Origin of the sequence: Streptococcus danieliae, from assembly GCF_025447695.1 — a bacterium.
Taxonomy (GTDB): Bacteria; Bacillota; Bacilli; order Lactobacillales; family Streptococcaceae; genus Streptococcus; species Streptococcus danieliae.
The window spans coordinates 1-24,263 of record NZ_JAOBSU010000009.1 but is presented as its reverse complement, the minus strand read 5'-3'; the positions used below and the strand labels follow the sequence as shown (position 1 = coordinate 24,263).

Genomic DNA, 24,263 nt, shown 5'->3' with positions numbered 1-24,263 from the left:
TCTACTCCTGTTTTCTGAGACTAGTATAGCTAGATTTCTACTTTATCGGAAGATACCTTGTTATTGGGCGCTTACGACAAAGAGCCATCTTTCCTGCCTATAACCCCAGAAACCCAAAATCCCTATTACCTCAAACAGGTAGCATACCTGCGGAGATAATAGGGATTTAAGGATTGGTTCGCTTGAACAATCCGAACCGTGTCAAACTCTCGAGGAGCTACAAGCGCTACTCAATGATTCAACGGGTTTAGAAAATCTTCAAGAAATTAATCGTTAAAAATAGATTCTCTAAAGTCTTGTGTCTGACGAAGATAGGCATTATAAATACGTCCGTTGAGAAGGTTCACCCAACTAGCCGGTCCATGACTCGTTGTTCGATCAATATTCTTGATATCGTGAGCCATTGCTGCTCGCATCAATTCTTCTATCTGCTCTACCGACGTAATCGTCACTTCCTTCTTAGACGTAGCAGATCCTAACTCATACTGAATTGTAATTGGTTTCAGCTTCTGAGCCTTCTGAATCCGCTCTTGATACATCGCCTTTTTAAAGTCAGCCCAAGAGCTATATTCATTTTTAAAGATATTATCAAAGATTATCTTATCATTTGGAACACCTACATAACGTTTATACCATGAGGACCATGTTTTGTGGCCCTTATCAAAAGCTTCCTGAGCATACATATTGGATACATAAGGAAGGAATCCAGCCTGATAGCCTTTGGCAGCTAGCAATTCATAGGCCATTCGTCTAAACATTAGATCACCTGGAGCTCCCTTATCATTGGATAGGGCTGCATAGAATGGAGACGTCAAGGCAATCGTATAATAACTATTCCGTTTAACACTACCTTCATCGATATAGAAGCGTCGAGCAATCACATCTGAATCAATCAGATCTGTAAACTCTCGCAAGTTACTAATTTCTTCTGACGTCAAACGACGAACTTTGTTTCCAGCATGTGTATCGTTTCCATCCCGGTCTTTAATGTATTCATTTTCAATTTTTCGTAACCATTTCTGCTTCACATCGTCATTCTGTGACAGAATAACTTTACCTTCAAGATATTCCAATAAGTAGATAACATCAAACATTCCTTTTACGTATTTGTTGACATCATCCATGCTTTGGTAACGTTCTTTAGGATTCGCAGCATGATAGCGATCCGTAGCATCTGGATTCCCTTGGAGGGTCATACTTAATGCCAGGGTAGCTTGATTTGAAAAATCTGGTTCCTCCAATAATCCCCTAGCAAAGTTCTCCGCTCCCAATCCTTCCCTACGACCATTTCCTTCAAAGAAAATAGTTCCATCAAAGGTATGGGTCATTTCGTGGGTCAGAGACGTGATTCCTAATCGTTCCAAGAGGCGATCACCAACATAGAAAACGGCATTTCCGGTTGCGTAAGCTGCACTGTAGTTATTGGCAAAATAACGACCAGTTGGACCAAAGAATTCTTGAATAGAAGCATCTGGAGAGTGTAGGGTTCTCCAAGATTTACTACCATCTGGATTATGGTACATGAAACCATCATACATGATAATGGATTTAAAGAGCAGCTCACGCATCTCTGGTTTCAAGAGTCGATACCAGAAATCATAGTAATCTCTATGTAAACTTGCTCCCTGATCAACAGTAGCTCGCATCGTCTCAATAAATTCTGCTTGAGATAGGTTCAAGTTTTTACCATAACGATAACGCTCATACCCACCAAAAACGAATGTCGACATATTCGAAATTACATAGGTGCTTTCTTCAGACATCGTTAACAATGGCAACAACATCTGTTTATAAGCCCAACTTTGACTTGCCAGACGGTCATAAATGCCGATGGAATACTTGTTATTCTTTTGCCCCATAGCTGCTTCTTGTTTCTGCCTTGCTTCATCAATTTCTGAATAGTTCTCAACAAGATAAGCTTTCGTATTATCCTTCAACCACTGGTTGTTGGATTTGTGCGGTAAGAATAAATGCCGGTAAGCTTCTAAGTATTCAAACAAGTCTGTCTTCTGTTTGCCTGCAGCTAGACTGCGCTCAAAAGTTCGCACGTTATGGCTCGCTTTTAGGTTATCAAAACCTGATTTACCTAACTGAATGATATGGTCAAGAGAAGAAGCTGTTTGATTGCCAAAGAAGTCAAGTTTGTAGGCAGATAAGTCCTTCACATTGATTGTGTCATAATTGATGTTATACCAGCGATTGAGATAGCTCATTCCAAGTAAGAGAGGAACAGCATTCTCCTGGATTTGTTTCGCCAGTTTATCACTGACTGCACCATCTGTTGCATTGATCGCCTTGTCCGCAGCCAAGAGCTTCTTCAATTCTTGTGGTAGATTAGCCTTCAAATCATTAAAGGCCTTTTCCAAATAGAGATCATTTAGATTCTTGCTTTGATCACCTTCAGCAATCCCTAGAGCTTGCCGTACTTCCGCAGAATCAAACTGAATCGCCGCTAAGGTTGGTGTCACAGCATCAATCACGGATTGATAAGAATCCAAGAAACTCTCCGGTGTGTAAATCAAAGAAGTACCTGCTAGATCATACTCGGCAACCCGTTGATTTCTAAAGTCTCCCTTAAAGGTCAGTGGAACATAGGCAACCGTGTTGTCCTCGTAGTGAAGCATTAAGCGATTAATGGCTGCCTTATCCGTATTCGGATCAAGGACAATTCGATTATCGGCCATTGGAACCACATCTACTAAACGTGTTTGGGAGAGTTTATGACTTGGATCAATCCGGTTTCCTTGGTCGACAATGTATTCCTTATTGTAAAACGGCAGTAACTTCTCCGCATTGTAATAAGCAACATCACGACCAGCTTGCGCACCGGAAACATTCTGATAGTTCACACGATAGCTATTCAGAGCCGATAAATTCGTTCCCGTTTTTGGAACGTAAATGCGCAGATTGGACTGATAAGCTCCTAGGTTTGGCCCCTGTACCAGCTCCGGTAGACTCAGCGTCAATTCATAGACAGACTGTCCATCTTTTTGAACTTCGCGAATCTCTGAAACGGGGAGGAGCATGGCCTTGCTTTGGTTCGGCTGAATCTGTACCACATATTGATCTGGAGCTTTAGCGCTTGCTAAGTTATCCAAACGACGATAACTTGCTCCATCTTTTTCGTACAACTCAACCGTCTCAATATCCTTCAGCTCGATTTTTTTATATTCCAATCGAATTAAGGCTTGATCTTCTTGAATTTCCTCGGTCGGTGCCTCCGCAGGTCCATAAGTCATGGATGTCTTCAAGGTATAATCCGTAAAGTAGTCCAACTCAGACAATGTTAAAGGCTGGTCCAACTGACTAATTGGGAATTCCTTAACAAGAACATCCCCCTTATACAAGAGCGCCTTAGCAGAACGGTACTGCTTATCTGGATCCTGCAGGCTATAGCGAACAAGCGCATTCGCTTGGTCATCATTTTCGGTAACCGATTGAATGCGAAGCACAGGCTTCACAAGTTCTCGAGTTCCAACCAGCAGCACTTGAGACACAGGCTGTCTGGTTTCAACAACCGGCGTATTAGCTGTGACCTCACCTGTTTTCTCATTCAGGCTATAGGTCACTGTTGTTTGTTCCAGACCTAACTGACCTGGCGTTTGAATCCGCTCTTTTCCTTTTTCTAAAGTCGGATCCTCTTGACGAATTTCCGTAAAGGCCAATTCCCGACTGGTTACAGTTGGCTTGGTTCCCACACGAATAACACGATTCACCGGCGCAAGGACTATCGTCTCGCGCACCAACTCATCCTTAGTCTGGTTCCAAACAATTTCCTTCCGTCCAAGACTTCCTTCTTGTTCGACTGTTCGAAGGCCAAAGTCTAGGCGATCATCCGCTTGATAGACTGTATCAAAGGCTAGATCTTCTTGCCGGGTTTCGAGCACATCTCTGGTCCCGACTAACAGCACCTGATCGACAGCAGGTACAGTCTCCACTACAGGAGCATTGGCTGTGACCTCACCTGTTCGCTCATCTAAAGTATAGGTAACTGTTGTCGTCTCACGACCCTTTTGACCCGTGGTTTGAATCCGCTCTTGACCCTTATCCAAGGTCGCATCTTCTTGGCGGATTTCTTGGAAATCTAGTTCCCGACTGGTAACCATAGGCTTGGTTCCGACACGAACCAAACGGTTGACAGGCGCTAGGGTCACTGTTTCACGGACAAGCTCGTTCTTGGTCTGATTCCAAACAATTTCCTTGGTCCCCAGACTTCCTTCTTGCTCAACCACACGGGAATTTGCATCCAAGCCATCATCTGCCTGATAAACGGTGTCAAAGGATAGCTCCTCCTGACGTGTCTCCAGGATATCTTTGGTCCCGACTAACAGCACCTGATTGACAGCAGGTACAGTCTCCACTACAGGAGCATTGGCTGTGACCTCACCTGTTCGCTCATCTAAAGTATAGGTCACTGTTGTCGTCTCACGACCCTTTTGACCCATGGTCTGAATCCGCTCTTGACCCTTATCCAAGGTCGCATCCTCTTGACGAATTTCTTGGAAATCTAGCTCCCGACTAGTCACCACAGGCTTGGTTCCAACACGAATGACACGATTCACCGGCGTAAGCACTACAATCTCGCGCACCAACTCATCCTTGGTCTTATTCCAAACAACTTCCTTGGTGCCCAGACTTCCTTCTTGCTCGACTACACGGGAATTCGCCTCCAAGCTGTCATCTGCCTGATAAACAGTGTCAAAGGATAGCTCCTCCTGACGCGTCTCCAGGATGTCTTTGGTACCAACTAACCGCACCTGATCAACAGCAGGCACAGTCTCCACTACAGGAGCATTGGCTGTCACCTCACCTGTTCGCTCATCTAAAGTATAGGTCACTGTTGTTGTCTCACGACCCTTTTGACCCAGGGTTTGAATCCGCTCTTGACCCTTATCCAAGGTTGCATCTTCTTGGCGGATTTCTTGGAAATCTAGTTCCCGACTGGTAACCATAGGCTTGGTTCCGACACGAACCAAACGGTTGACAGGCGCTAGGGTCACTGTTTCACGGACAAGCTCGTTCTTGGTCTTATTCCAAACAACTTCCTTAGTGCCCAGACTTCCTTCTTGCTCGACTACACGGGAATTCGCATCCAAGCTATCATCTGCCTGATAAACGGTGTCAAAGGCCAATTCTTCCTGACGCGTCTCCAGGATGTCTTTAGTACCGACTAACAAGACCTGGTCAACAGCAGGTACAGTCTCCACGACAGGAGCATTGGCTGTGACCTCACCTGTTTTCTCATTCAGGCTATAGGTCACTGTTGTCGTCTCACGACCCTTTTGACCCGTGGTTTGAATCCGCTCTTGACCCTTATCCAAGGTCGCATCTTCTTGGCGGATTTCTTGGAAATCTAGCTCCCGACTAGTCACCACAGGCTTGGTTCCGACACGAACCAAACGGTTAACAGGGGCTAGGGTCACTGTTTCACGGACAAGCTCATTCTTGGTCTTGTTCCAAACAACTTCCTTGGTGCCCAGACTTCCTTCTTGCTCGACTACACGGGAATTCGCATCCAAACTATCATCTGCCTGATAAACGGTTTCAAAGGATAACTCTTCCTGACGTGTTTCCAGGATATCTTTGGTACCGACTAACAAGACCTGATCGACAGCAGGCACAGTCTCCACTACAGGAGCATTGGCTGTGACCTCACCTGTTCGCTCATCTAGAGTATAGGTCACCGTTGTCGTCTCACGACCCTTTTGACCCAGGGTTTGAATCTGTTCTTGACCCTTATCCAAGGTCGCATCTTCTTGACGGATTTCTTGGAAATCTAGTTCCCGACTGGTAACCATAGGCTTGGTTCCGACACGAACCAAACGGTTGACAGGCGCTAGGGTCACTGTTTCACGGACAAGCTCATTCTTGGTCTTATTCCAAACAACTTCCTTGGTGCCCAGACTTCCTTCTTGCTCGACTACACGGGAATTCGCATCCAAGCTATCATCTGCCTGATAAACGGTGTCAAAGGACAATTCCTCCTGACGCATCTCCAAGATATCTTTGGTACCGACTAACAAGACCTGATCAACAGCAGGCACAGTCTCCACGACAGGAGCATTGGCTGTGACCTCACCTGTTCGCTCATCTAGAGTATAGGTCACTGTTGTTGTCTCACGACCCTTTTGACCCAGGGTTTGAATCTGTTCTTGACCCTTATCCAAGGTCGCATCTTCTTGACGGATTTCTTGGAAATCTAGCTCCCGACTGGTAACCATAGGCTTGGTTCCGACACGAACTAGCTGAGGAATTGGGCTTGTAAGAACCGTTTCACGAACCAATTCATTTTTGGTTTGGTTCCAAAGAATCTCCTTACTTCCCTTGACTCCTTCCTGCACAAGCGTCTGAACTCCGACCTCTAAACTTGGATCTGCCTGATAGCGAATTGCAAAGGCTAGTTCCTCTTGGCGTGTCTCTAGCTGATCTTCTTCAGGTGGTTGTGGAGGTTCCGGAAGAAGTTCCTCCTTGGTTCCAACCACACGAACCTGATCAATCGCAGGACTAACCTCAACTACAGGAGGATTCGTTGTGACCAGACCTGTTAGAGGGTCAACTGTATAGGTCGTCGTCCTTGTCTCCAAGCCCTTCTGACCTACAGTCTGAATGTATTCTTTGCCTTTTTCAAGCTCGGCATCTTCTTGGCGGATTTCTTGGAAATCTAGCTCCCGACTGCTCACCACAGGCTTAGTTCCGACCCGAACCAGCTGAGGACGAGCTGGGCGAACTTGTTTTTCACTGACTGCTTGATCCTTCGTTTGATTCCAAACGATTTCTTTTAGACCCGGATTCCCCTCTTGCTCCACAAGACGCACACCGAAGTCCAAGTTGTCATCTGCTTGGTAGCGCTGCTCAAATGGGACTTCTTCTTGGCGAGTCACTAGAACATCCTTGGTTCCGACGAAAACCACTTGTGGTACTGCTGGGCTAATGGCAACTAGCGGCTCATTCGCCGTAACCACTCCGATTGTTGGATCCAAGCTATAGGTAATCGTCGTTACCTCCAATCCTTTTTGGCCAAGAGTCTGAATCCGCTCTTGACCGACCTCGAGATTTGAATCCTCTTGACGGATCTCCTCAAAGGCTAGCTCTTTACTGTTAATGCTTGGTTTTACCCCAACTCGGATAATGCGGGCAAGTGCTGGTTGGACAATGGTTTCACCAACGAGTATATCCTTGGTTTGGTTCCAAACAACTTCTTTAGTTCCCAAGTTTCCTTCTTGCTCGACCACACGGGAATCCGCCTCCAAGCTATCATCCGCCTGATAAATCGTGTCAAACGGTAGCACTTCCTGGCGCGTTTCCAACAAATCCCGTGTCCCTACTCGTACAATCTGATTGATAGCAGGCTTACGCTCGAGACTCGGTGTGTTAGCTGTGATTTCCCCTGTTACTGGATCTAAGTGATAGGTAACCGTTGTAACTTCTAAGCCTTTTTGGCCTAAAACTTGGATTTCTTCTTGGCCAACATCCAAGTCAGCTGTTTCCTGACGGATCTCTTCAAAGTCCAATTCGCGACTGCTAATGCTTGGCTGAGTTCCGACCCTTACTAGCTGATCAAGGGGTTGCTGCACCAATGTCTCACGGATCAACTCATTCGTTAGTGGGTTCCAGACAATTTCCTTCTGGCCAACAACACCATCCTGATCAATAATCCGTGAACCAGCTACCAAACTGTCATCGGCTTGATAACGAACCTCAAAAGGCACGTCCTCTTTGCGAGTCACAGAAGGTGTCTTACTACCTACTAAAATGACCTGACTAATAGCCGGTATCCGTTCCACAACCGGTGTATTGGTCAAGACAACCCCTGTTGTCGGATTTAGACTGTAGGTGGTTGTTTTCACTTCAAGACCTTTTTGGCCTAGGGTTTGAATCTGTTCCTGCCCTTCTTCCAGAGTCGAATCTGGCTGGCGGATTTCCTCAAAATCAAGCTCACGCGTGGTAGTTGTTGGCTTTGTCCCAACCCGAATAATCCGTGGGCTCGGTTCAAGCAGTAAAACCTCACTGACCAATTCGTTTTTGCTCTGATTCCAAATAACTTCCTTAAAGCCATTCTCCCCTTCTTGTTCGACAATTCGAGAACCAGCGAGAAGCTGTTCATCGGCTTGGTAACGAATACTAAATGGGAGCTCTTCGCGACGTACTTTCAAGACATCCTGCGTTCCCACAAGAAGGATTTGATCGACAGCTGGTCGGACTTCCACTACTGGAGCATTCGCTGTCACTTGACCGGTCACTAGATCCAAGTCATAGGTAACTGTTGTAATCTCTAAGCCTTTTTGGCCGAGAACATGGATTTGTTCCTGCCCTTTCTGAAGCTTGTCTGTCTCTTGACGAATTTCTGTAAAATCTAACTCACGACTGGTGATAGTCGGCTTGGTACCCACACGGACAATCCGATTCAATGGGGGTACCACAACTGTCTCGCTCACCAACTCATTCTTATTGGTATCCCAGACAATCTTACTAGAACCTGGCACTCCCTCTTGAATGACCTGAATCAGACTAGCGGCTAATTGCTCATCCGCCTGATAAATCGTCTCAGGAACAAGATCCTGATACCGAAGCTCCAAGCCCTCCTGCTCTGGTAGAGGCTCTGGAGTCACTGGAACTTCTGGAACAATGACTGGTGGTTCTGGAGTCACTGGAACCTCGGGAACTACTATTGGCGGTTCGGGAGTTACTGGAACCTCTGGAACTACTACTGGTGGTTCTGGGGTTACTGGAACTTCTGGAACAATGACTGGTGGTTCAGGGGTCACTGGAACTTCTGGAACAACTACAGGTGGTTCAGGGGTCACTGGAACCTCTGGAACTACTATTGGCGGTTCTGGAGTCACTGGAACTTCTACTGGTGGCTCTGGAGTCACTGGAACCTCTGGAACAACCACAGGTGGCTCTGGAGTCACTGGAACCTCTGGAACTACTACTGGTGGTTCTGGGGTTACTGGAACTTCTGGAACTACTACAGGTGGTTCTGGAGTCACTGGAACCTCTGGAACAACTACAGGTGGCTCTGGAGTCACTGGAACCTCTGGAACAACTACAGGTGGCTCTGGAGTCACTGGAACCTCTGGAACAACCACAGGTGGTTCTGGGGTTACTGGAACCTCTGGTTTGAGAGTCTCAGCTGGTTTCGTTGGCCCTACAGGCACTGGCTTAGGTGTTACAACTGTCGCATCTGTTTCTTCATAGCTCGGAGTTGTTGGCCCCAAGACCGCTGGTACATTCAAGACAAATGACTCTGGATTTGACAGGGAGTCCAAACGGTTAATGGACTCCAATTGAAAGGGCCCGCTTGTCTTTAAAGGCAAGATATTGCCCAACTGATCAACTTTTAAATAGCCAATATACTTGTGGCCTGGAATCTCTAACGGCAGGGGTAGTTGACCATCAGCCTGACTGTGAACCGTTTGATTATACTGAGCCAACTGTTCATTGATTAACGCAAAAGCATCTGTCGCCAAAACGGCACTTCCAGCCGCCGTTACTAGGAGGACAGAGGCTATTTTTTGTTTCCGCGTTTTACCAAAGGCTAAACCAATAATCAGAAAAGCCGTTACACCAAGGCCAAGGAGTGCATTCGCTTCCTGACTACCTGTGTCAGGAAGATTGTCAAGTGCCGCCTCCTTATCCAAGCGATAAACCAGGTAGTAGTCACTAACTTCACCTTCATGATACTTGGGTAATTCCCGAATAATGAGTTGTTGTTCTTGCTCAGTCAACTCATCTTCTGTCACATATTTATAACCAATCCCTGTAACACCCTGGTCATTCGCCCACACAGCTTGCTCTGTGACTGGTAGAAATACACTTCCAATCGTCGTCGACAGAAGTCCCACCGATAACTTTCTCAACGAAAACCGCTGAAGTCTTTCCCGATTCATTAACGTCCCTCTTTATTTCAATATTTGATCGACATCTAGTCATTTAAGAATAGTTTCTACAGAATGCTAGGACAAGGATTGCACTTCACCTATCAGCTATCAGCCATTCTTAAATGCCTCTAAATCTGACTACCGAATACTCTTCATCTGAGTTCACACTGCTAACTAGAACTTCCCTAAGGCGTCTCACCTCCGTGCAAATTGAAACAAGTCTGAGTATCCATTCAACATTCTATACTTATAAGAATAGCACATCCATACCACTTTTTCAAAAAATCCTATCAAAAAGATTAAGTTGCATTGTATATGTGTGCAAAAATACTTTTGTTTCGCCTATACTAGGAACTTTGATCCTTAATGAAATCAAACATCAGAATACTCACCCGACATCCAACTCTAAAATCATTACTCAAACTAGACAGTGAAACGCAGGCATCACTAAAGTGAAGCAAGTCAAAACTAACAAGATAGAAAGAACATAAGAAAAGAGGCTGGATATTAATCCAACCTCAAGCGCTTATTTAGCTTTAAAATAGAGTACAATCGATGAAATCCCTTGATAAATAAAGGTAAATCCAATCATGTAAGACACCATCAGAGCCGTAAACAAGGGAGTCGTCATCATCAGGCTTCCTGTAAAAATCCCCAAAATACCAGTCCACATCAAAGTTGATCCGGCAGCACGGTCGAGTTTTTTCACATCAAAACTCATCATCAGACGAGTAATTCCAGAAATGAGCACCCAGAAAGCAATCATGGTTGCCATAAAGAGAGTCCGAGCACCAAGACCATCTGTCAAGAGCATGGTAGCCAAGAAGGCTGTGATGATTCCGTTAAAAAGACTCCAGCCACTCTTCCACTCATTGGTAAAATATTGCACCACATGGCTGATTCCATCAACCAAGAAAAACAATGCAACCATTGTCCCAAGACCAGCCAAGGCCATACCGGGATGACTCAAAACCCAGAAACCAGCCAAGAGACTAAGAATCCCAACCAAAATCAACAACCATGAATAACGTCTAAACATTTTACACTCCTGTAACTAAAAATAATCAGCTCTAGCCAAGTCTCTTCTATATTAGACTTCCTGCAAAACAGTGACAGAACCTGAGATTTATCGGAGTCATCACTTGAAAAAGACTGAGTTACAAAATGTTTCAGTGTGGTTATGCGATCTAATACATTAGTTCCGCAGGAAGTCTACTAATTGTTGAGACGAATCTTTTAATACTCCTTGAATTTCAAAACCCGACCTTGTCAAGTATCTTGGATAAACCTCAATTCTATCTTAGTCAACTTTCCAAACCATTTTTTGAAATTTTGTGAGCACTCTGAGTCTGATTCTAAGTAGGCCTTACCTTGGACTAGTATAGACTATCTCAATAAAAAAAACAAGATTCACCATGAAAATTTTCTGGAAAATTGCATAAAAAAGTTCGTTACACGTCTTGATTTCAAATTGTAAACTGAAGCGATTTCTTTCCCTCTCTCGGCCTAAAGGCTTGTTAAATGACTTTAGTTTATCGATGAAATGAACAAAGTTTATGCCTCTGTCAATTCTTTTTATCCGACATCAGATTTTTCAAGCATAAACATTTTTAGCCACCACCAGGCTATGAGGTTTTTCAAATTCCGTTTCCAGGTAGGTCTGGTAAGTCCCCGGTGCAATAAATCCTTTTGGACTTAGAATATCTGTTCCTGCTTGACCAACAATGGTATCTGCTAGCAAGGCACAGTTGGTACTGAGAACGAAGTAGGTTTTAAACTTAGATTCCTTAAATTTATAGAGCTCTCCATTGGTCTCATGACGGATTTTATAAGCATAGGTGTGCTCTTCTGCCCCATCCTCCTTTTGCACTTTGGTCACAGGTGGTTCCCAAGGAATCAAGATTCGATCTAAGTCAGCCAAATAAGACTGGACCGCCTCTTCCTGCTCCCGAGTTAAATCAATTTCATAGCCAAATAGAGTCTTTTGACTTTCCCGCTTGCATAGATCGATGTAAGATTCTCGGTCACATTTGTAAAGCACCCCATCCCCCACCATTCCAAATAAACGCTCAGAGGAAGGATCGTAGGAACCGTAGGAGATCACGCGCCCCTGGTAACAAAGATCAACGTGCCCAACCGCTGCAAAAAAATTGGTCTGGGCCGTATGAATAAAAACTTCGATTTGACCAGTCTTCTCCTTCTTCGATTGATTGTATGCTTCTGCCGCAGATTCTTCTGCATTCTCCTGTAAAAATTTATTTAAACGATTGAGAGTCGCAGCTGGAATTAAAGCCGTTAAAAAAAATGGGAAGGGTCACCCGTACCCTGCGTTTTAAATGGTTCTGTTGCATTTCCTGTTCAAAGAACAAACCATCCCGTAAGCGAGTTATACCCAAGGTTACCAAATACCAACCCAAAAGTAACAGCTGAAATTCATTAGCATCATGGTAGGGAGAAAGACTCCAAACACCAAAACCAGTCATGATTAAACCATCTGTCAAATACCGAAATCGCTTGGAAATCCCATTCTGTCGATACAAGAACCACGTCACTAAATTCACAACACCGGTAAAAATTTGATAGAAGGCAATCGCATAAACCAATAAATAGACTGCCATATTCTCCAACAAGGCAATCTCTCCGAAAACCAATGAAGCCACCAACTTGCCCAAGGTAATCCAAAGGTTCTCTTGGACTTCCTTACCTCCAAACCAACGATTGATCAAAGTCCAGAGAGCTGAGCCAAAAATATATAAAAAGAAAAGCTGATACCCCACCTTGGGCACCACCTGTCCTCCCAGAATCAGAAAAGCTCCAAGAAGAATCACAAAAATCCCCTCAACAATAGCCTTACGTCCACTCTGACCTAACCTTGCCAAACGTATCATAAAACCTCCAAAAATTTCAAATTACAAATCATTATAGCACAAATCAAAAATAAGCAAAAAACGGTATAAAATCAAGAACTAGCCTTGCTTTCATACCGTTTTCAAAACATACTAATCTCCCGCCTTCTCCTATAGCAAATAACGGAGGAGAGACAGTAAAACAGACAGGGTGACCAAACAAACAAGTGTTAGATAGAAGATTGAGCGTTTGCTTTTCTCGGTCTCCCCTTTTTGATACCGAGCCTGCTGGATTCGTTGTTCAATATCCTGGTTTAGAAGTGGATTCTCTTTCGTCATAGTCCTTCTTTAGCCTTTCAAGAATAATTGGTAGTCTGCCGGTGTTGCCTGATTCCCATGTTGCCGCTGACCTTGGACGACTGCTGCCAGGTCTTTCTGCTCCTTGAGCCAATTGGCCAGACTAGTCGGATCTTGAGAATCAAAGAGGGCTTCTGGCAAGAGCAAGGCTGGCTGATGGCAGGTCTGAGCAAAGGCGACGAGCAAGAGGTTATGCTCAAAGGCCTGGCGAAGGGCAGCCATGATTTCTGAACCATGGTTGATATCCAAATAAATGTCACAAGCCTGAAACAGCTTTTGGATTTGGGCAGGTCCTGCATTGGGATAGAGCTGTACCTGGGTGCGCTGGCCATAGCTCGTCAGTTTTTGGGACATTTCCGTTAAGGCTGCAATATGGAAGCGGTAGTCCGGCAGCTGCTCCAAGAGCACATCCAAACCTTCCAGTTGATCCGAGTTGGTCAAAATCAAGATTTCCTTCCGATTGCCATTTTCAGCTCGGCTCGGATAAATGTAGCCCAGTTGAGCCACCGAGGCTTTTTGGTCCTCCTCTAGCAAGTCTTGCAGCTGCTGGTAAGCTCCTGCTTTTTGAACCAAAATCCGGGTTGAACGGGACAGGCGGCCTTGAAGTAGCAGCTGCATATTCCCAGGAATCTGATTCCCAATCTCCTCCTGCCAAAAGAGGATATCCTGACCTTGCCCTCCTAAATAGTAGGTCAAGAGGAAGGGCATACCCAAAGAATTATAAGCTATTTGAGACAGATCCAAACCCGACTGCCGCAGATAGAAAAGGTAAAAGTCAACCTTCTTGGCAAAAGCGTAGGTCTGCCCCTGCCACTCCAACAAGAGGTCTCCTGTCACCAGATTCTCCAATAAATAAGGCCGCTGGTCCGCATCAAAATAGTGCTTATGGGTCACTTCCAAATTCGCATTAAAATACGTTTTCGCAAACAAGCGCCCCCAACGATTGTAGTGGTCAGCAACCACCACCTTCCCCTGATCATTCAACCATTCGACTGTTTTGACCAAGCGCAAGTGCTTGGGTTCCTGATAGTAAATCGTTGCCTTCTTTTGACCATAATTCCAGATTTCCCCCTGCTGATTGGTGCCTCGAATCTGCCAATAGTCGGGAACAACAACTTCGTTAAAATAAAGAGGGGTCGCTTCCTCCTCAGATTGGCTAGCAAAGAAGTCAAAAGGTGAAGTGAAGCCATCTGGCAAAAAACCATCATCTTGCAACACAATACTAGGCCCCTCAATCCCCGCCGCCTGCAGGGAGTAAGCCAAATCTAGGCTCTCCTGGGTCAAACGATCATAGAGTTTTAGCATGGCTGACCTCCTCAATAAACTGGGCCCAGGCTTGGGCCAGACGCTCATGTAAAAACGACTCTGCTTTTTGGTAAGAATGGGCTTGAGCCTCCGCCTGCCGATCCGCCTGGTAATAGGCAATAATCTGCTGGGCAAAGGCTTGGGCCAGATAGGCAGAATCATCAGACTCCGGCCTTGGAATCAGAAAACCATTTTGACCATCATCGACAAAGGTCTGATTGCCATAGGGAACATCCAGCCCAATCAGGGGAAGCCCCGATCCCACCGCCTCCATCAAGGTCAGGCCAAAGCCCTCACTGGTTGAGGCGGTCAAATAGACTTCGTACTGCTGGTAAACATCTGCTAGCTGCTGGTGCCCCTTTAACCGGATATAGTCCTGGGCTCCCGCTGCTTCAATCATCTGAGTCAATTTCTGGCGTTCGCCTCCCTCACCATAGATGTCAAACTGCAATTGCGGCAGGGTCTTCTTGGCCTCAACCACCGCAGCCACTAGCCAATCAATGTGTTTCTCGCTCGCCAAACGGGAGCTGGTCATCAGACTGTATGCCTGACGCTGACCTTGAGGCCGGCGCAATTGGCTCAAACTTCCCACCGGGATAGCTGTAATCCGCGGTTGGTGCTTGCTGTAGGTCTTGAATTGCTGCTCCAAGACCTCTTTTTGTTTTTCCGTAGAGGTAATAAAGGCATCCACTAAATGCGCATTGGTAAATTGGTATTCATAATAATTGTTCCAAAGTACATTGTAGGCATCTGTGCCCTTGGCATTGTAATGCTCTGCATGGATGACCACTACCAGCTTGGCTGGACCCTTGTGGGCAAAAACTGCCTGGCCAATACCGCTGGCCCGATCCAAGATGAGCAGGTCCTGAGCCTCCAGTTGCAAGCGCTCCAACATATAGGCAAGCAGGGCCTCCTTCCCTTCAAGCAGGCGATCCGCAAAACGAAACAGCGACTGCTGATTGGAGATTAGCTCTTCATAGGCGACACTGCCATCCTCATTGAAAAACTGCCGTTGATAGAGTTGGGGCTTGTCTTCCAACGGAGCATAGTACTCACTAAAAACGCGAGTGTAGCTGTAGTAATCCTTCCGAATCAAGTTGCCCTTGGACACGTACTCCACGCGCTGAACATACTGTTCCTCGTCCCCACAAAGACTCGCATTGACGTAGAAGTCTGGCCCCAGATGATAGCGCAGCAATTTGGGACCAGTCTCCGTTTTCAACACCGGACTTGTAAAGGTTGCCTCGAGATCAGCCTTAGAAAACGTGCTGGGAGCGATCCTAAGATCGGTAAAAAAGCTATACAGCCAAAGGACTTCCTCATCTCTAAAACCAATATTAGAGGTGAAGTGCTGCAGATTCTCTGTTTGGAACAGATCCGTAAAGATGAACTTGGCCGGCTGTTTTAGTTCGCGAAAAATCTGAGCCCGGTAAGCCTGGGCATATTCGACTCCGCTACTGGCCCAGCCAATGCCAAGATTGATACTATAAACTGTCATAGGTCCTCTCTTATACAAAGTAGATGGTGTGACCTTTTTCCGGGTCAGCTTCAATCGTACTCAACATGACATTGCGGACAATGCCCTCCTTGACCCGGTGGGCCATCTGATTATAGGATTCCAAGGATTCCCGGAAATACTCCGATGTCATATCCCGTTGAGCGACTTGGCGGATCGGTACAAAGGACTTGAGTTGCTGAAGGGTGTCGACCTGCTCAATCCAAGCTTCATCAATCGCCCGTAAAACCGATAAACGGAGAAACTCTTCCAACTTCTCCTCGGTTTTCAAAAACTCCTGCTTTTTGGCCAGCTCTCTACGGTAGAGGCTCCAAAGATAGGCCAGAACTGCTGCTGAATCCTGGGGATCTAACTCCTGAGCAGCAAGCTGATTTTTGTAGGAATAGTAATCCAAAATATAGCGTTGTAAGTCCTGCTGACTCAACTGCGGGTGGCGGTCCACAAAGTCTTGCATGGTCTCTCTGAAAATGGCATCCATCCGCGCTCCCAAATCAATCCGATTATAGATCAAGTCATCCCGCAACTGGTAGATCTGCTGGCGTTGGATCCGCAAACTTTCATCAAACTGAATCGTTGACTGGCGCGCCATCTGCGCCTTGTCCTCACTCTTTTCTTGGGCCTGACGGATGGCCCGTTTAAAGCGTCCACCCTGAAGCGGCTGGCCAAAATTGGCCCGCTGGCTATGGTTGTTTTTTTCAAAATACCGACTCAAGCCTTTGCTACCATACTGGCGCAAAAGCTCATCTTCCAAGCAAACAAAGAATTGGCTCAGACCTGGGTCTCCCTGGCGACCCGCCCGTCCTCGCAACTGCCAGTCAATCCGGCTATTGGCCATCCGTTCGGTTCCGACCACAGCCAGACCACCCAGCTCTGCAACTCCAGGCCCCAACTTAATATCGGTCCCACGACCGGCCAGGGAGGTCGCCACCGTGACAGCTCCTAGCTGGCCGGCCTCCTGAATAATTTGGGCCTCCTTGGCCACATTTTTAGCCGTTAGAACGCTATGAGGAATCCCTTCTTGCAGTAGCATCCGTGAGTAAATCTCGGCAATATCAACCGTTCCTGAAATCAGAAGCACCGGTTGTTGGCGCTGGTGCAGAGCGTGCACATAGTTTAACGTCGCTTGGAGTTTTTCAGGCAGGGTCACGTAGATTTTATCGGGATAGTCGATTCGCTGGATCGGGGCCTTGGTCGGAATCACCAGCACCGGTAGCTTGTAGGTGGCAATTAGTTCGTCCTCGGCCATTTTCCCAGTCCCCGTCATGCCCGCAATGCGGGGGAACATATTAAAGAGACTTTGGTAGGTGACCGAAGCAACCGAGCGAGAATCCTGACTAAGGGGCACCCCTTCCTTGGTCTCTAGAGCCTGGTGGATCCCGGATTGCAAGCGGGTTCCTTCCAAAACACGTCCCGTCCGGTTGTCCAAGAGTTTGACCTCCTCGGCTTCCACCACATAATCCACATCCTTTTTATAGAGATGGTGGGCTCTGAGAGCCAAGTTAATGTGGCGGTTCAATTCAAAATAAGCCGCCCCGTAAAGATCGGAGATGTCAAAATAAGCTTGGGCATAGGCAATCCCGTCCTTGGTCAAAAAGACTGTCTTGTCTTCCTTAAGATGACGAAACTCCCGTCCCTCTGCCAAGGTCAAGACAAACTGATTGGCAATCGTATAGAGATTAGACTGAACCCGAGGAAAGCCTGAAATAATCAGAGGCGTCTGCGCCGCATCTAACAGCACCGCATCCGCTTCATCGACAATCACATAATGGAAGGGACGTAAGAATTTATCCGCTTCATCTGCCGCCAAATTATCTGCCAGGTAGTCAAAACCTAGAGCGGTACTGGTGGTATAGGTAATATCTGCTGCATAGACTGCCCGCTTATCGGCAACCTCAACCACCTCATCTGGAGCAAAGACCCCAACACCAACAGCCAAGCCCATAAATTCATAAACCGGAGCCATCTCCTTGGCATCCCGCCGAGCTAGATAATCATTGGTGGTCACCAAAATGGCTCCCTGACCGGACAGCGCATTGAGATAGAGGGGCATGGTCGCAGTCAAGGTCTTGCCCTCCCCCGTTTTCATTTCTGCAATGTAGCCCTGATGCAAGGCAATCGCTCCCATGACCTGAACATCAAAGGGAAACAGCCCTAACACCCGGCGACTGGCTTCCCGAATGGCTGCATAAGCCTCGATTAGCAAGTCATCCAAACTCTCCCCCGCCGCCAAGCGTTGGCGAAAAGCAGGTGTTAAAGCCGCCAACTCTTCATTGCTCAGCCGGGCCATTTCCTCCTTTAGCCCATTAATCTGATCGACTATCCGACCAATTTCTCTTAATTTTAAGCGATTTAATAAGAATCCTTTTTCTTTCATATCATCTTGTTTTTATTAAATTTTGAACCAAATACAAATCAGCAGGTAACTCCTCAGCCAGGTACCGCTTTTCAAGCGGTTTGTCTAGCCCAAAGGATGGGACCGTCTCTTGTGTGTAGATGGAAATTCCCTTCACCACAAGCCGACTTGCACCCGCACTTTTCACGGTCAAGGTATAGCGAAAGGCCTCAGCTGGATACGTAATGGTCCCCTGATGCTGGCGCAGAACCTCAAACCCCAACTGCTCTTCCTGCCGATTAAAGTAAGTCACTTCCAGGAAGAAGCAGCCCTGGGGCTCTGCATCAATAGCGATCTCAAGCCAATAGCTGTGACCAGGAACCAAGAGTGGCAAACTAGGAGATGCCCGCTTGACTTGGTAATTGGTTGCGGAATCGAACCGACAAATCAATTTCCCAGACGCCATCCGCTGATTTTCAAACACAGTCCCTTCCTCGCCAAAGACTAGACTGGTCCCATAAAGATAGGCATCCTTACTATAAACCTGGTCCCACATTACCCGGTGTATCAAGTCTCTCCTCATCCATTTTTCCTTCCATAACCTTCTTCTAACAATTGCAGATACTGCCGCAGAAACCACTTATTGATGGCTGGACTATTGTCATTGTGACGCCCCTCATACCCCTTGGTGTAGACATGGGCTCCCTTATCTGCCAAGGCTGTCAGTAGCCTACTGGTTGCCTGACCATCATAATCATCATTTTCCATGTAAGCAACCGCAAAGGTTGTCTGCTCAAAGGCCGATTGGCTAAACTTATCCCAAAAGCGCTGATTCAACTCCTGCAGGTGCCAATCGCTAGTGCCGCCGGTTACATTGCGTAAAACATCGGCACTGGTTTGAAACTCATCGGGACGTTTTAGTTTCATGGCTTCAACGGTATCCCCTAGGTTGGTAAAGGGTTTGCCAATCACCACTGCATAGGGATCAAAGTCTGCTGCATAGTAGAGGGCCCCGAAGGTGCCCATGGACAAACCTGACAGAATCAAATCCTTTTTGGCAAAACCGAGATAGTCTAAAGACTCTTGAATGACCGCTACAATTTTGGCCTCCAATTCGGCAGAACCAATATAGAAGCCACCCCCCTCAAGCCGTGGATCGCCGATTAGCAAAAAGGGGCTCTGGAGTCTTTTCATATTCCGATAACCTTCAAACCCTTCTGCCGTCCGGAAACCCGAGAAGTAAACATTGAGTGGCGGCTTGAGATCACCCGGATTGAAATAGTAGATAAACTCTTGTTTTTTAGCATCACTGTACCGTTCACCCCCCAGGACAAAGCGGCCCAGGCCTAAACGGGAATAGCGCCAGTGGAGCGGTCCAAAACCCAATTTCCCCTGTCCCTTAGCCCAAACAGAAATCGAATAAAAGCCAATGTCTGGATCTTGAGGTAAGACATAGGGTTCTCGGAGTTGGTCCTCCTCTAAGAGGATTGGCGGCAAATACGTATAATTGCTACCCTGACGTAGGGGAGTAATCTCCAGCCGCACTTGAGGATTCCCTGACAGCTTAAAATGTTCTAACCAGATTTCTAGGGCGACTGGAAAGCTGCTCAAATTATAGCGGTAGGTCAACAGTGGTTGAAAGTCTGCCCCAAAATCCCCTTCGAGATGAATCGCCACCTGGCCATCGTAGGACACCTGACCTTGAAAGATCGGATTGATGTCGATATCTGCAAGTTTGAGCTTGGCACCATACTGGCTGCCAAAATGAGTCAGCTGTAAAAAATCCATTTTGAGCTGGGCATCCCCGGAGACTCCCAATGGGCGTAGGCGTTTCCGTCTAAAAATACCATCGAAAGCCCCCTCAGCTAGCCTAATTCCCTCATCAACATAGAGGCCATAGGCTTCTACCAAATTCGTCAGGGGCTCAAGCGCCGCTTCCTCGACCCACTCCGTTACAATAACGGCCGTAAAGCGCAGGTCAACCTTGGCAGGAGCTTGTCCCTCCTTGGCAGGTGGGAGAGTAGCGCGCATCTCCTCTCTTAGCTCCTCCAAGTAAGCGGGTAACTGTTCAATCCTGGTCCAGTACCAGTCCATTTCTGCTGGAACTTGTTCAACTTGATCAGCCCAGGACTGAGAGCCAATTTGTAAAATTTTCATAGCTGTGCTTCCTCATTCAGTAATTCCTGCCACTGTTCCAGAATCCGTCCACTGGTATAGTCTGCCATTTTTTGAACACTGTAGACCAAAGACTGGTTCCAATTGGCCAAACCAGCTAGGTAGAACTGAAGAGCGCTGGCTAGATCCGCTTCGGGACTCAAAATCCAGCCATTTTTTTGGTGGCTGACAAACTCTGTGGCCACACGGTTAATCTGGGGGAGTCCGGCCGATATACTCGTAATTTGCGTATAGAGATCGGGTTCTGCCCCTAAATCTAAGACCAGCCGAGCTGAATCCAGGGCCTTAATCATGTCTGTCTCGTTGGTCAACAGCTCAAAAGAAATCCGAGAAAACTCTAAAACCTCGTCTTCTTCCAATTGATTTTCATTACCTTCATCTGCTACTTGGAAGAAAGCCGCGACATCATAGTGACTCTGGATTTTATGGGTCAGCCAAGTTTCCAAGTCCCCAAAATCCCGCATTCTATCAAAGGTGACCAAGGCCAAGGACACATCCTCCTGTTGCGCCATAAAGGCTAGGAGAATCTCGAGCGTAGCCTTTAATTCCTCCTGAGACAGGGGATCACTATAAAAATAAATTTTCTGTTCCCTTAGCATTTGGCTGTGACCCAGGCGCAAACGGGTATCATAAGGGGGGATCCGCAGGAGCATTTTAGGACTTCTGCCAGCAGCTAGCAGTAATGGACGCAAGGCCTCTTCTTGTTTTTTCCGATCAACCACCACCAAACTCGCCTGCTCCAGCAAGACGCGAGTGGTAGGGCTATCAGTAAGCTCCAGGCGATCCCCAAAGAAAGAAAAGATCTTCTGCTGCCCTGGAAACACATCCAGAATCAACTCATTGTGCTGGGCATGACTGGCCACGACCAACTTGTCCTCTGGCCCCACTTCCGTCTGAGCTAAGACTTCCAAACGTTCCCGCATAAGGGACGGCCAATCAGCATAATAAGGCTTTTGAAAGGAGTGATCGCCAGAGGGATTTATCTCGATTTGCCCCAACTCATGAGGCTGCAGGTGTTCCCGCACCTGCCAGATCCCACCCTCATTCAAGTAATCCTGATACAACTCCTGCCCTGTGGCATCAAAGTAGAGAATCGACGAAAGAAAGCCTCGGTCATCAAAGAGGTAGTGCTTAGCGGAACGCCCTTCTTCCAAAAATTCGATAAAAAACAGATTTCCATCTTGGGCAAAATGAATGATGGCTAAATCGACACTCTCCAAACGAGCCACAACGGCAAAAGGACTGTATAAAAACTGCACTCCTGCTGGCCAGTTCAACTCCTTAAAAGAGACAGGCCGAACATGGACAGACGAGATATTCTGAATATCATCAAAGAAAGACCAATAAGGGGTCTGTAGCAGCCCTTGTTTATGCAGATAGTAGCGAAATTGGGGCTGGTAGTTCAAGACCAGCAAGCTTGCTTTCTCTTGCGCCTGATGAAACATTTTAAGCTGGTTTACTGTATCATCAAAGGTCATCTGCTCCAAGATGCGAAACCAGAGCTGGGTATTGTGGTACCAGGGCCGACTCTGATTATACCAGGAAGGGATGAAATAAAACATGACAGGTCCTTTCTAGTTTAAATGACATGGTTATACTGTTTCCAACTTTGAATGGTGTTCACTTGCTCGATCACCCCTAAGAGCAAGCTGGAAACAATATAGGCATTGTTGATCAAGAGAGCAATGCTGACAGAGCCATCCTGCTCTCCCTGAAGGAGCAAGAACAGCAAGGGTAGCCCCCCAATCACAATCACGGTCAAGGCCCCGAATTGCGCTAGACTATTGACCTTATCTTGGATAAAAAGCTTGGTCGCCTTCCCAGGCTGAACCCCCTCAATATAGTCTCCATTATTTCGCATATTTTTAGCAATATCAAAGGCGTCATAGTTGTAATAGGCAAAGCCAATCGCCAAGACGTATAAGAGAGCGATGTAGAACAGGGCTCCTGGTAGCTGGCTCAAATTTAGATTGGCCACTAGGACTTTCAAGAACTCCTGCTCTGGATAGAGAAAGCGGAGTCCATTTAAAAGATAGGCCGGCAACATCATCAAGGTCATTCCGTACATAAAGGGCAAGGCTCCTGCAGGAGTTATCCGAATCGGTAAATAACTTTTCTGGTTGTAGGAACTATTCAGTCCAACCCGCTTAATCGGAATGCGGCACTCCCCCCGATAGAGGGTTACCGTCATCAGAACCAAAGCCCCATAAACCAACAAAAACACCAGCACTTGACCGAGCAAGCCCCACGAAAAGCGCTGTACTTCCGCAAAAAAGCTAAGACCATTTTCAAGAAAGGCCAAGATCATATTGACTAAGATGAGGATGGTCATACCGCCCAATCCTCGCTCAGCATTCCGATTGCCAAGCCAGGTTAAAACGACGGAACCCGCTATCAGAATCAGAATCGTTACCCAGATAGCCGGCCCATCTCCTGACAGACCCAACAGGGTTAGTTCACGTAGGTCAGCAGTCGCTGTTAGCCCCAAACCTTGAATCGCCCCGACCACCAAGGTCAAAAGCATCCGGTAACGATAGATCTGAGCCTGGGTCTGATGTTTAAACAGATTAAACACCGTAAAAAAGCGCCAAATAATAATCGTGGTCATCCAAGGACTCAAGCCGAGCGAGAACAGGGTCATAGCCGAAATACGAGCACCTGTCACAGTGGCCAGATTATTTAGCAAATGGTGATTGGCCACTTCCTGGCTGACAACCGCTGTCGGCACTGGTAGAAAACGCCCAATCATGTAGACCAGTACAATCAGTAAGGTCCAAATCATTTTTCTCAATAGGAGGCTACTAGCCCATTTTTTTCTGATCGTATACATTCTTTATCCATTTCTGTTTCTCATACCTCTTCTATTTCAAGAAATTAACCAAGCACAAACTGGTTCGAGTAGCATTTTCCAGAGTACAATACAAAAACAGCTCTCTGCTAAATGTTCCTACAAATAACAGAGAGCTCAAAGAAGAAGCGATGTCCTTCTGGATCTTTATGACCCGTTGTTCACAAAGACGTTTAATAGATATAAATGGAAACCAGTTTGAATCTTAGTCTACTAAATCCTCTTCAGTGGTACGTTTCTTACGACTCAGCAATCCTAAGCCCAAGACACCCAAACCTGCCCAAGCAAGAGCATCTGACGATTCATCACCTGTATTTGGCAAACGATCGGCCGCGACTTTTTGAGTCATGGACTTCAATTGACTCTGTGTAAGTGATTCTCTGATCACTTCGGATACAGACTCACTTACAGATTCAGACATTGACTCACTTACTAACTCGCTTACAGATTCAGATACGGACTCAGAGGCTGGATTTTCAACAACCTTAACCGTTACAGAAACCTTGTCTTGGGAACCATCTGGGTAGGTTACAAGAACTGTCGCTGGTTTATCTCCGGCTGTGCTTGTGTCTACTGGACTCTCAAACTCAACCTTGGTACCTACTGGAAGATCGCCGAGGTTCGTGATTGATTTAGATGGGTCGACTGGACCACCAACATTAACCGTTTGATCAACTGGGCTTGGTTGGTTGCTGTCTGCTTGGCTTGGGTTTTCAACAACTTTAACTGTTACAGAAACCTTGTCTTGGGAACCATCTGGGTAGGTTACAAGAGCTGTCGCTGGTTTATCACCGGCTGTGCTTGTGTCTACTGGACTCTCAAACTCAACCTTGGTACCTACTGGAAGATCGCCGAGGTTCGTGATTGATTTAGATGGATCGACTGGATCACCAACTTTAACCGTTTGGTCAACTGGGCTTGGTTGGTTGCTGTCTGCTTGGCTTGGGTTTTCAACAACTTTAACTGTTACAGAAACCTTGTCTTGGGAACCATCTGGGTAGGT

Annotated in this window: 11 protein-coding genes and 1 pseudogene; all 12 read right to left on the bottom strand. The window is 46.5% G+C overall.

The annotated features are described in order from the left end of the window. Positions 1 to 266 precede the first annotated feature (266 nt). Positions 267 to 9,890: a G5 domain-containing protein gene (locus N4310_RS01285; protein ID WP_262091776.1), complete on the bottom strand. Its 9,624-nt coding sequence runs from the start codon at positions 9,888 to 9,890 to the stop codon at positions 267 to 269. 517 nt (positions 9,891 to 10,407) lie between these two features. Then, positions 10,408 to 10,920, bottom strand: coding sequence for an HdeD family acid-resistance protein (locus N4310_RS01280; RefSeq protein WP_262091775.1), 513 nt, complete (start codon positions 10,918 to 10,920; stop codon positions 10,408 to 10,410). A 555-nt stretch (positions 10,921 to 11,475) separates the two neighbouring features. Beyond that, positions 11,476 to 12,769 (bottom strand): annotated as a pseudogene (locus N4310_RS01275) (DUF308 domain-containing protein). Between the two features lie 129 nt (positions 12,770 to 12,898). Continuing rightward, on the bottom strand, positions 12,899 to 13,066 hold the full coding sequence (locus tag N4310_RS01270) for a hypothetical protein (protein WP_202056411.1): 168 nt from the start codon (positions 13,064 to 13,066) through the stop codon (positions 12,899 to 12,901). Positions 13,067 to 13,075: 9 nt separating this feature from the next. Beyond that, the gene (gene gtfB / locus N4310_RS01265) at positions 13,076 to 14,389 is read right to left on the bottom strand and encodes an accessory Sec system glycosylation chaperone GtfB (protein ID WP_262091774.1); all 1,314 of its coding nucleotides are present in this window, start codon (positions 14,387 to 14,389) and stop codon (positions 13,076 to 13,078) included. Continuing rightward, positions 14,373 to 15,887, bottom strand: coding sequence for an accessory Sec system glycosyltransferase GtfA (gene gtfA / locus N4310_RS01260; RefSeq protein WP_262091773.1), 1,515 nt, complete (start codon positions 15,885 to 15,887; stop codon positions 14,373 to 14,375). Before gtfA ends, gtfB begins: the two co-directional genes overlap by 17 nt. Positions 15,888 to 15,897: 10 nt before the next feature. Further along, positions 15,898 to 18,279 (bottom strand): accessory Sec system translocase SecA2, encoded by a 2,382-nt coding sequence (gene secA2, locus N4310_RS01255; protein WP_262091772.1) that lies wholly within the window; start codon positions 18,277 to 18,279, stop codon positions 15,898 to 15,900. 1 nt (position 18,280) lies between these two features. Further along, positions 18,281 to 18,808 carry an accessory Sec system protein Asp3 gene (gene asp3, locus N4310_RS01250; protein ID WP_262091771.1) on the bottom strand — a complete coding sequence of 176 codons (528 nt, stop codon included), beginning with the start codon at positions 18,806 to 18,808 and terminating at the stop codon, positions 18,281 to 18,283. Between the two features lie 8 nt (positions 18,809 to 18,816). Beyond that, the gene (gene asp2, locus N4310_RS01245; RefSeq protein ID WP_262091770.1) at positions 18,817 to 20,394 is read right to left on the bottom strand and encodes an accessory Sec system protein Asp2; all 1,578 of its coding nucleotides are present in this window, start codon (positions 20,392 to 20,394) and stop codon (positions 18,817 to 18,819) included. Further along, complete coding sequence (gene asp1 / locus N4310_RS01240) at positions 20,391 to 21,974, bottom strand: accessory Sec system protein Asp1 (RefSeq protein ID WP_262091769.1); 1,584 nt, start codon at positions 21,972 to 21,974, stop codon at positions 20,391 to 20,393. The genes asp2 and asp1 overlap by 4 nt, the downstream gene beginning before the upstream one ends. Before the next feature lie 17 nt (positions 21,975 to 21,991). Then, positions 21,992 to 23,194 carry an accessory Sec system protein translocase subunit SecY2 gene (gene secY2, locus N4310_RS01235; protein ID WP_262091777.1) on the bottom strand — a complete coding sequence of 401 codons (1,203 nt, stop codon included), beginning with the start codon at positions 23,192 to 23,194 and terminating at the stop codon, positions 21,992 to 21,994. A gap of 271 nt (positions 23,195 to 23,465) precedes the next feature. Further along, the coding region (locus N4310_RS01225) for a Rib/alpha-like domain-containing protein (protein ID WP_276552623.1) at positions 23,466 to 24,263 on the bottom strand (798 nt) is incomplete at its 5' end.

Coding starts and splice junctions, on each gene's coding strand:
- N4310_RS01285 (WP_262091776.1), bottom strand. CDS start 9,890: ATGAATCGGGAAAGACTTCAGCGGTTTTCGTTGAGAAAGTTATCGGTG.
- N4310_RS01280 (WP_262091775.1), bottom strand. CDS start 10,920: ATGTTTAGACGTTATTCATGGTTGTTGATTTTGGTTGGGATTCTTAGT.
- N4310_RS01270 (WP_202056411.1), bottom strand. CDS start 13,066: ATGACGAAAGAGAATCCACTTCTAAACCAGGATATTGAACAACGAATC.
- gtfB (WP_262091774.1), bottom strand. CDS start 14,389: ATGCTAAAACTCTATGATCGTTTGACCCAGGAGAGCCTAGATTTGGCT.
- gtfA (WP_262091773.1), bottom strand. CDS start 15,887: ATGACAGTTTATAGTATCAATCTTGGCATTGGCTGGGCCAGTAGCGGA.
- secA2 (WP_262091772.1), bottom strand. CDS start 18,279: ATGAAAGAAAAAGGATTCTTATTAAATCGCTTAAAATTAAGAGAAATT.
- asp2 (WP_262091770.1), bottom strand. CDS start 20,394: ATGAAAATTTTACAAATTGGCTCTCAGTCCTGGGCTGATCAAGTTGAA.
- asp1 (WP_262091769.1), bottom strand. CDS start 21,974: ATGTTTTATTTCATCCCTTCCTGGTATAATCAGAGTCGGCCCTGGTAC.
- secY2 (WP_262091777.1), bottom strand. CDS start 23,194: ATGATTTGGACCTTACTGATTGTACTGGTCTACATGATTGGGCGTTTT.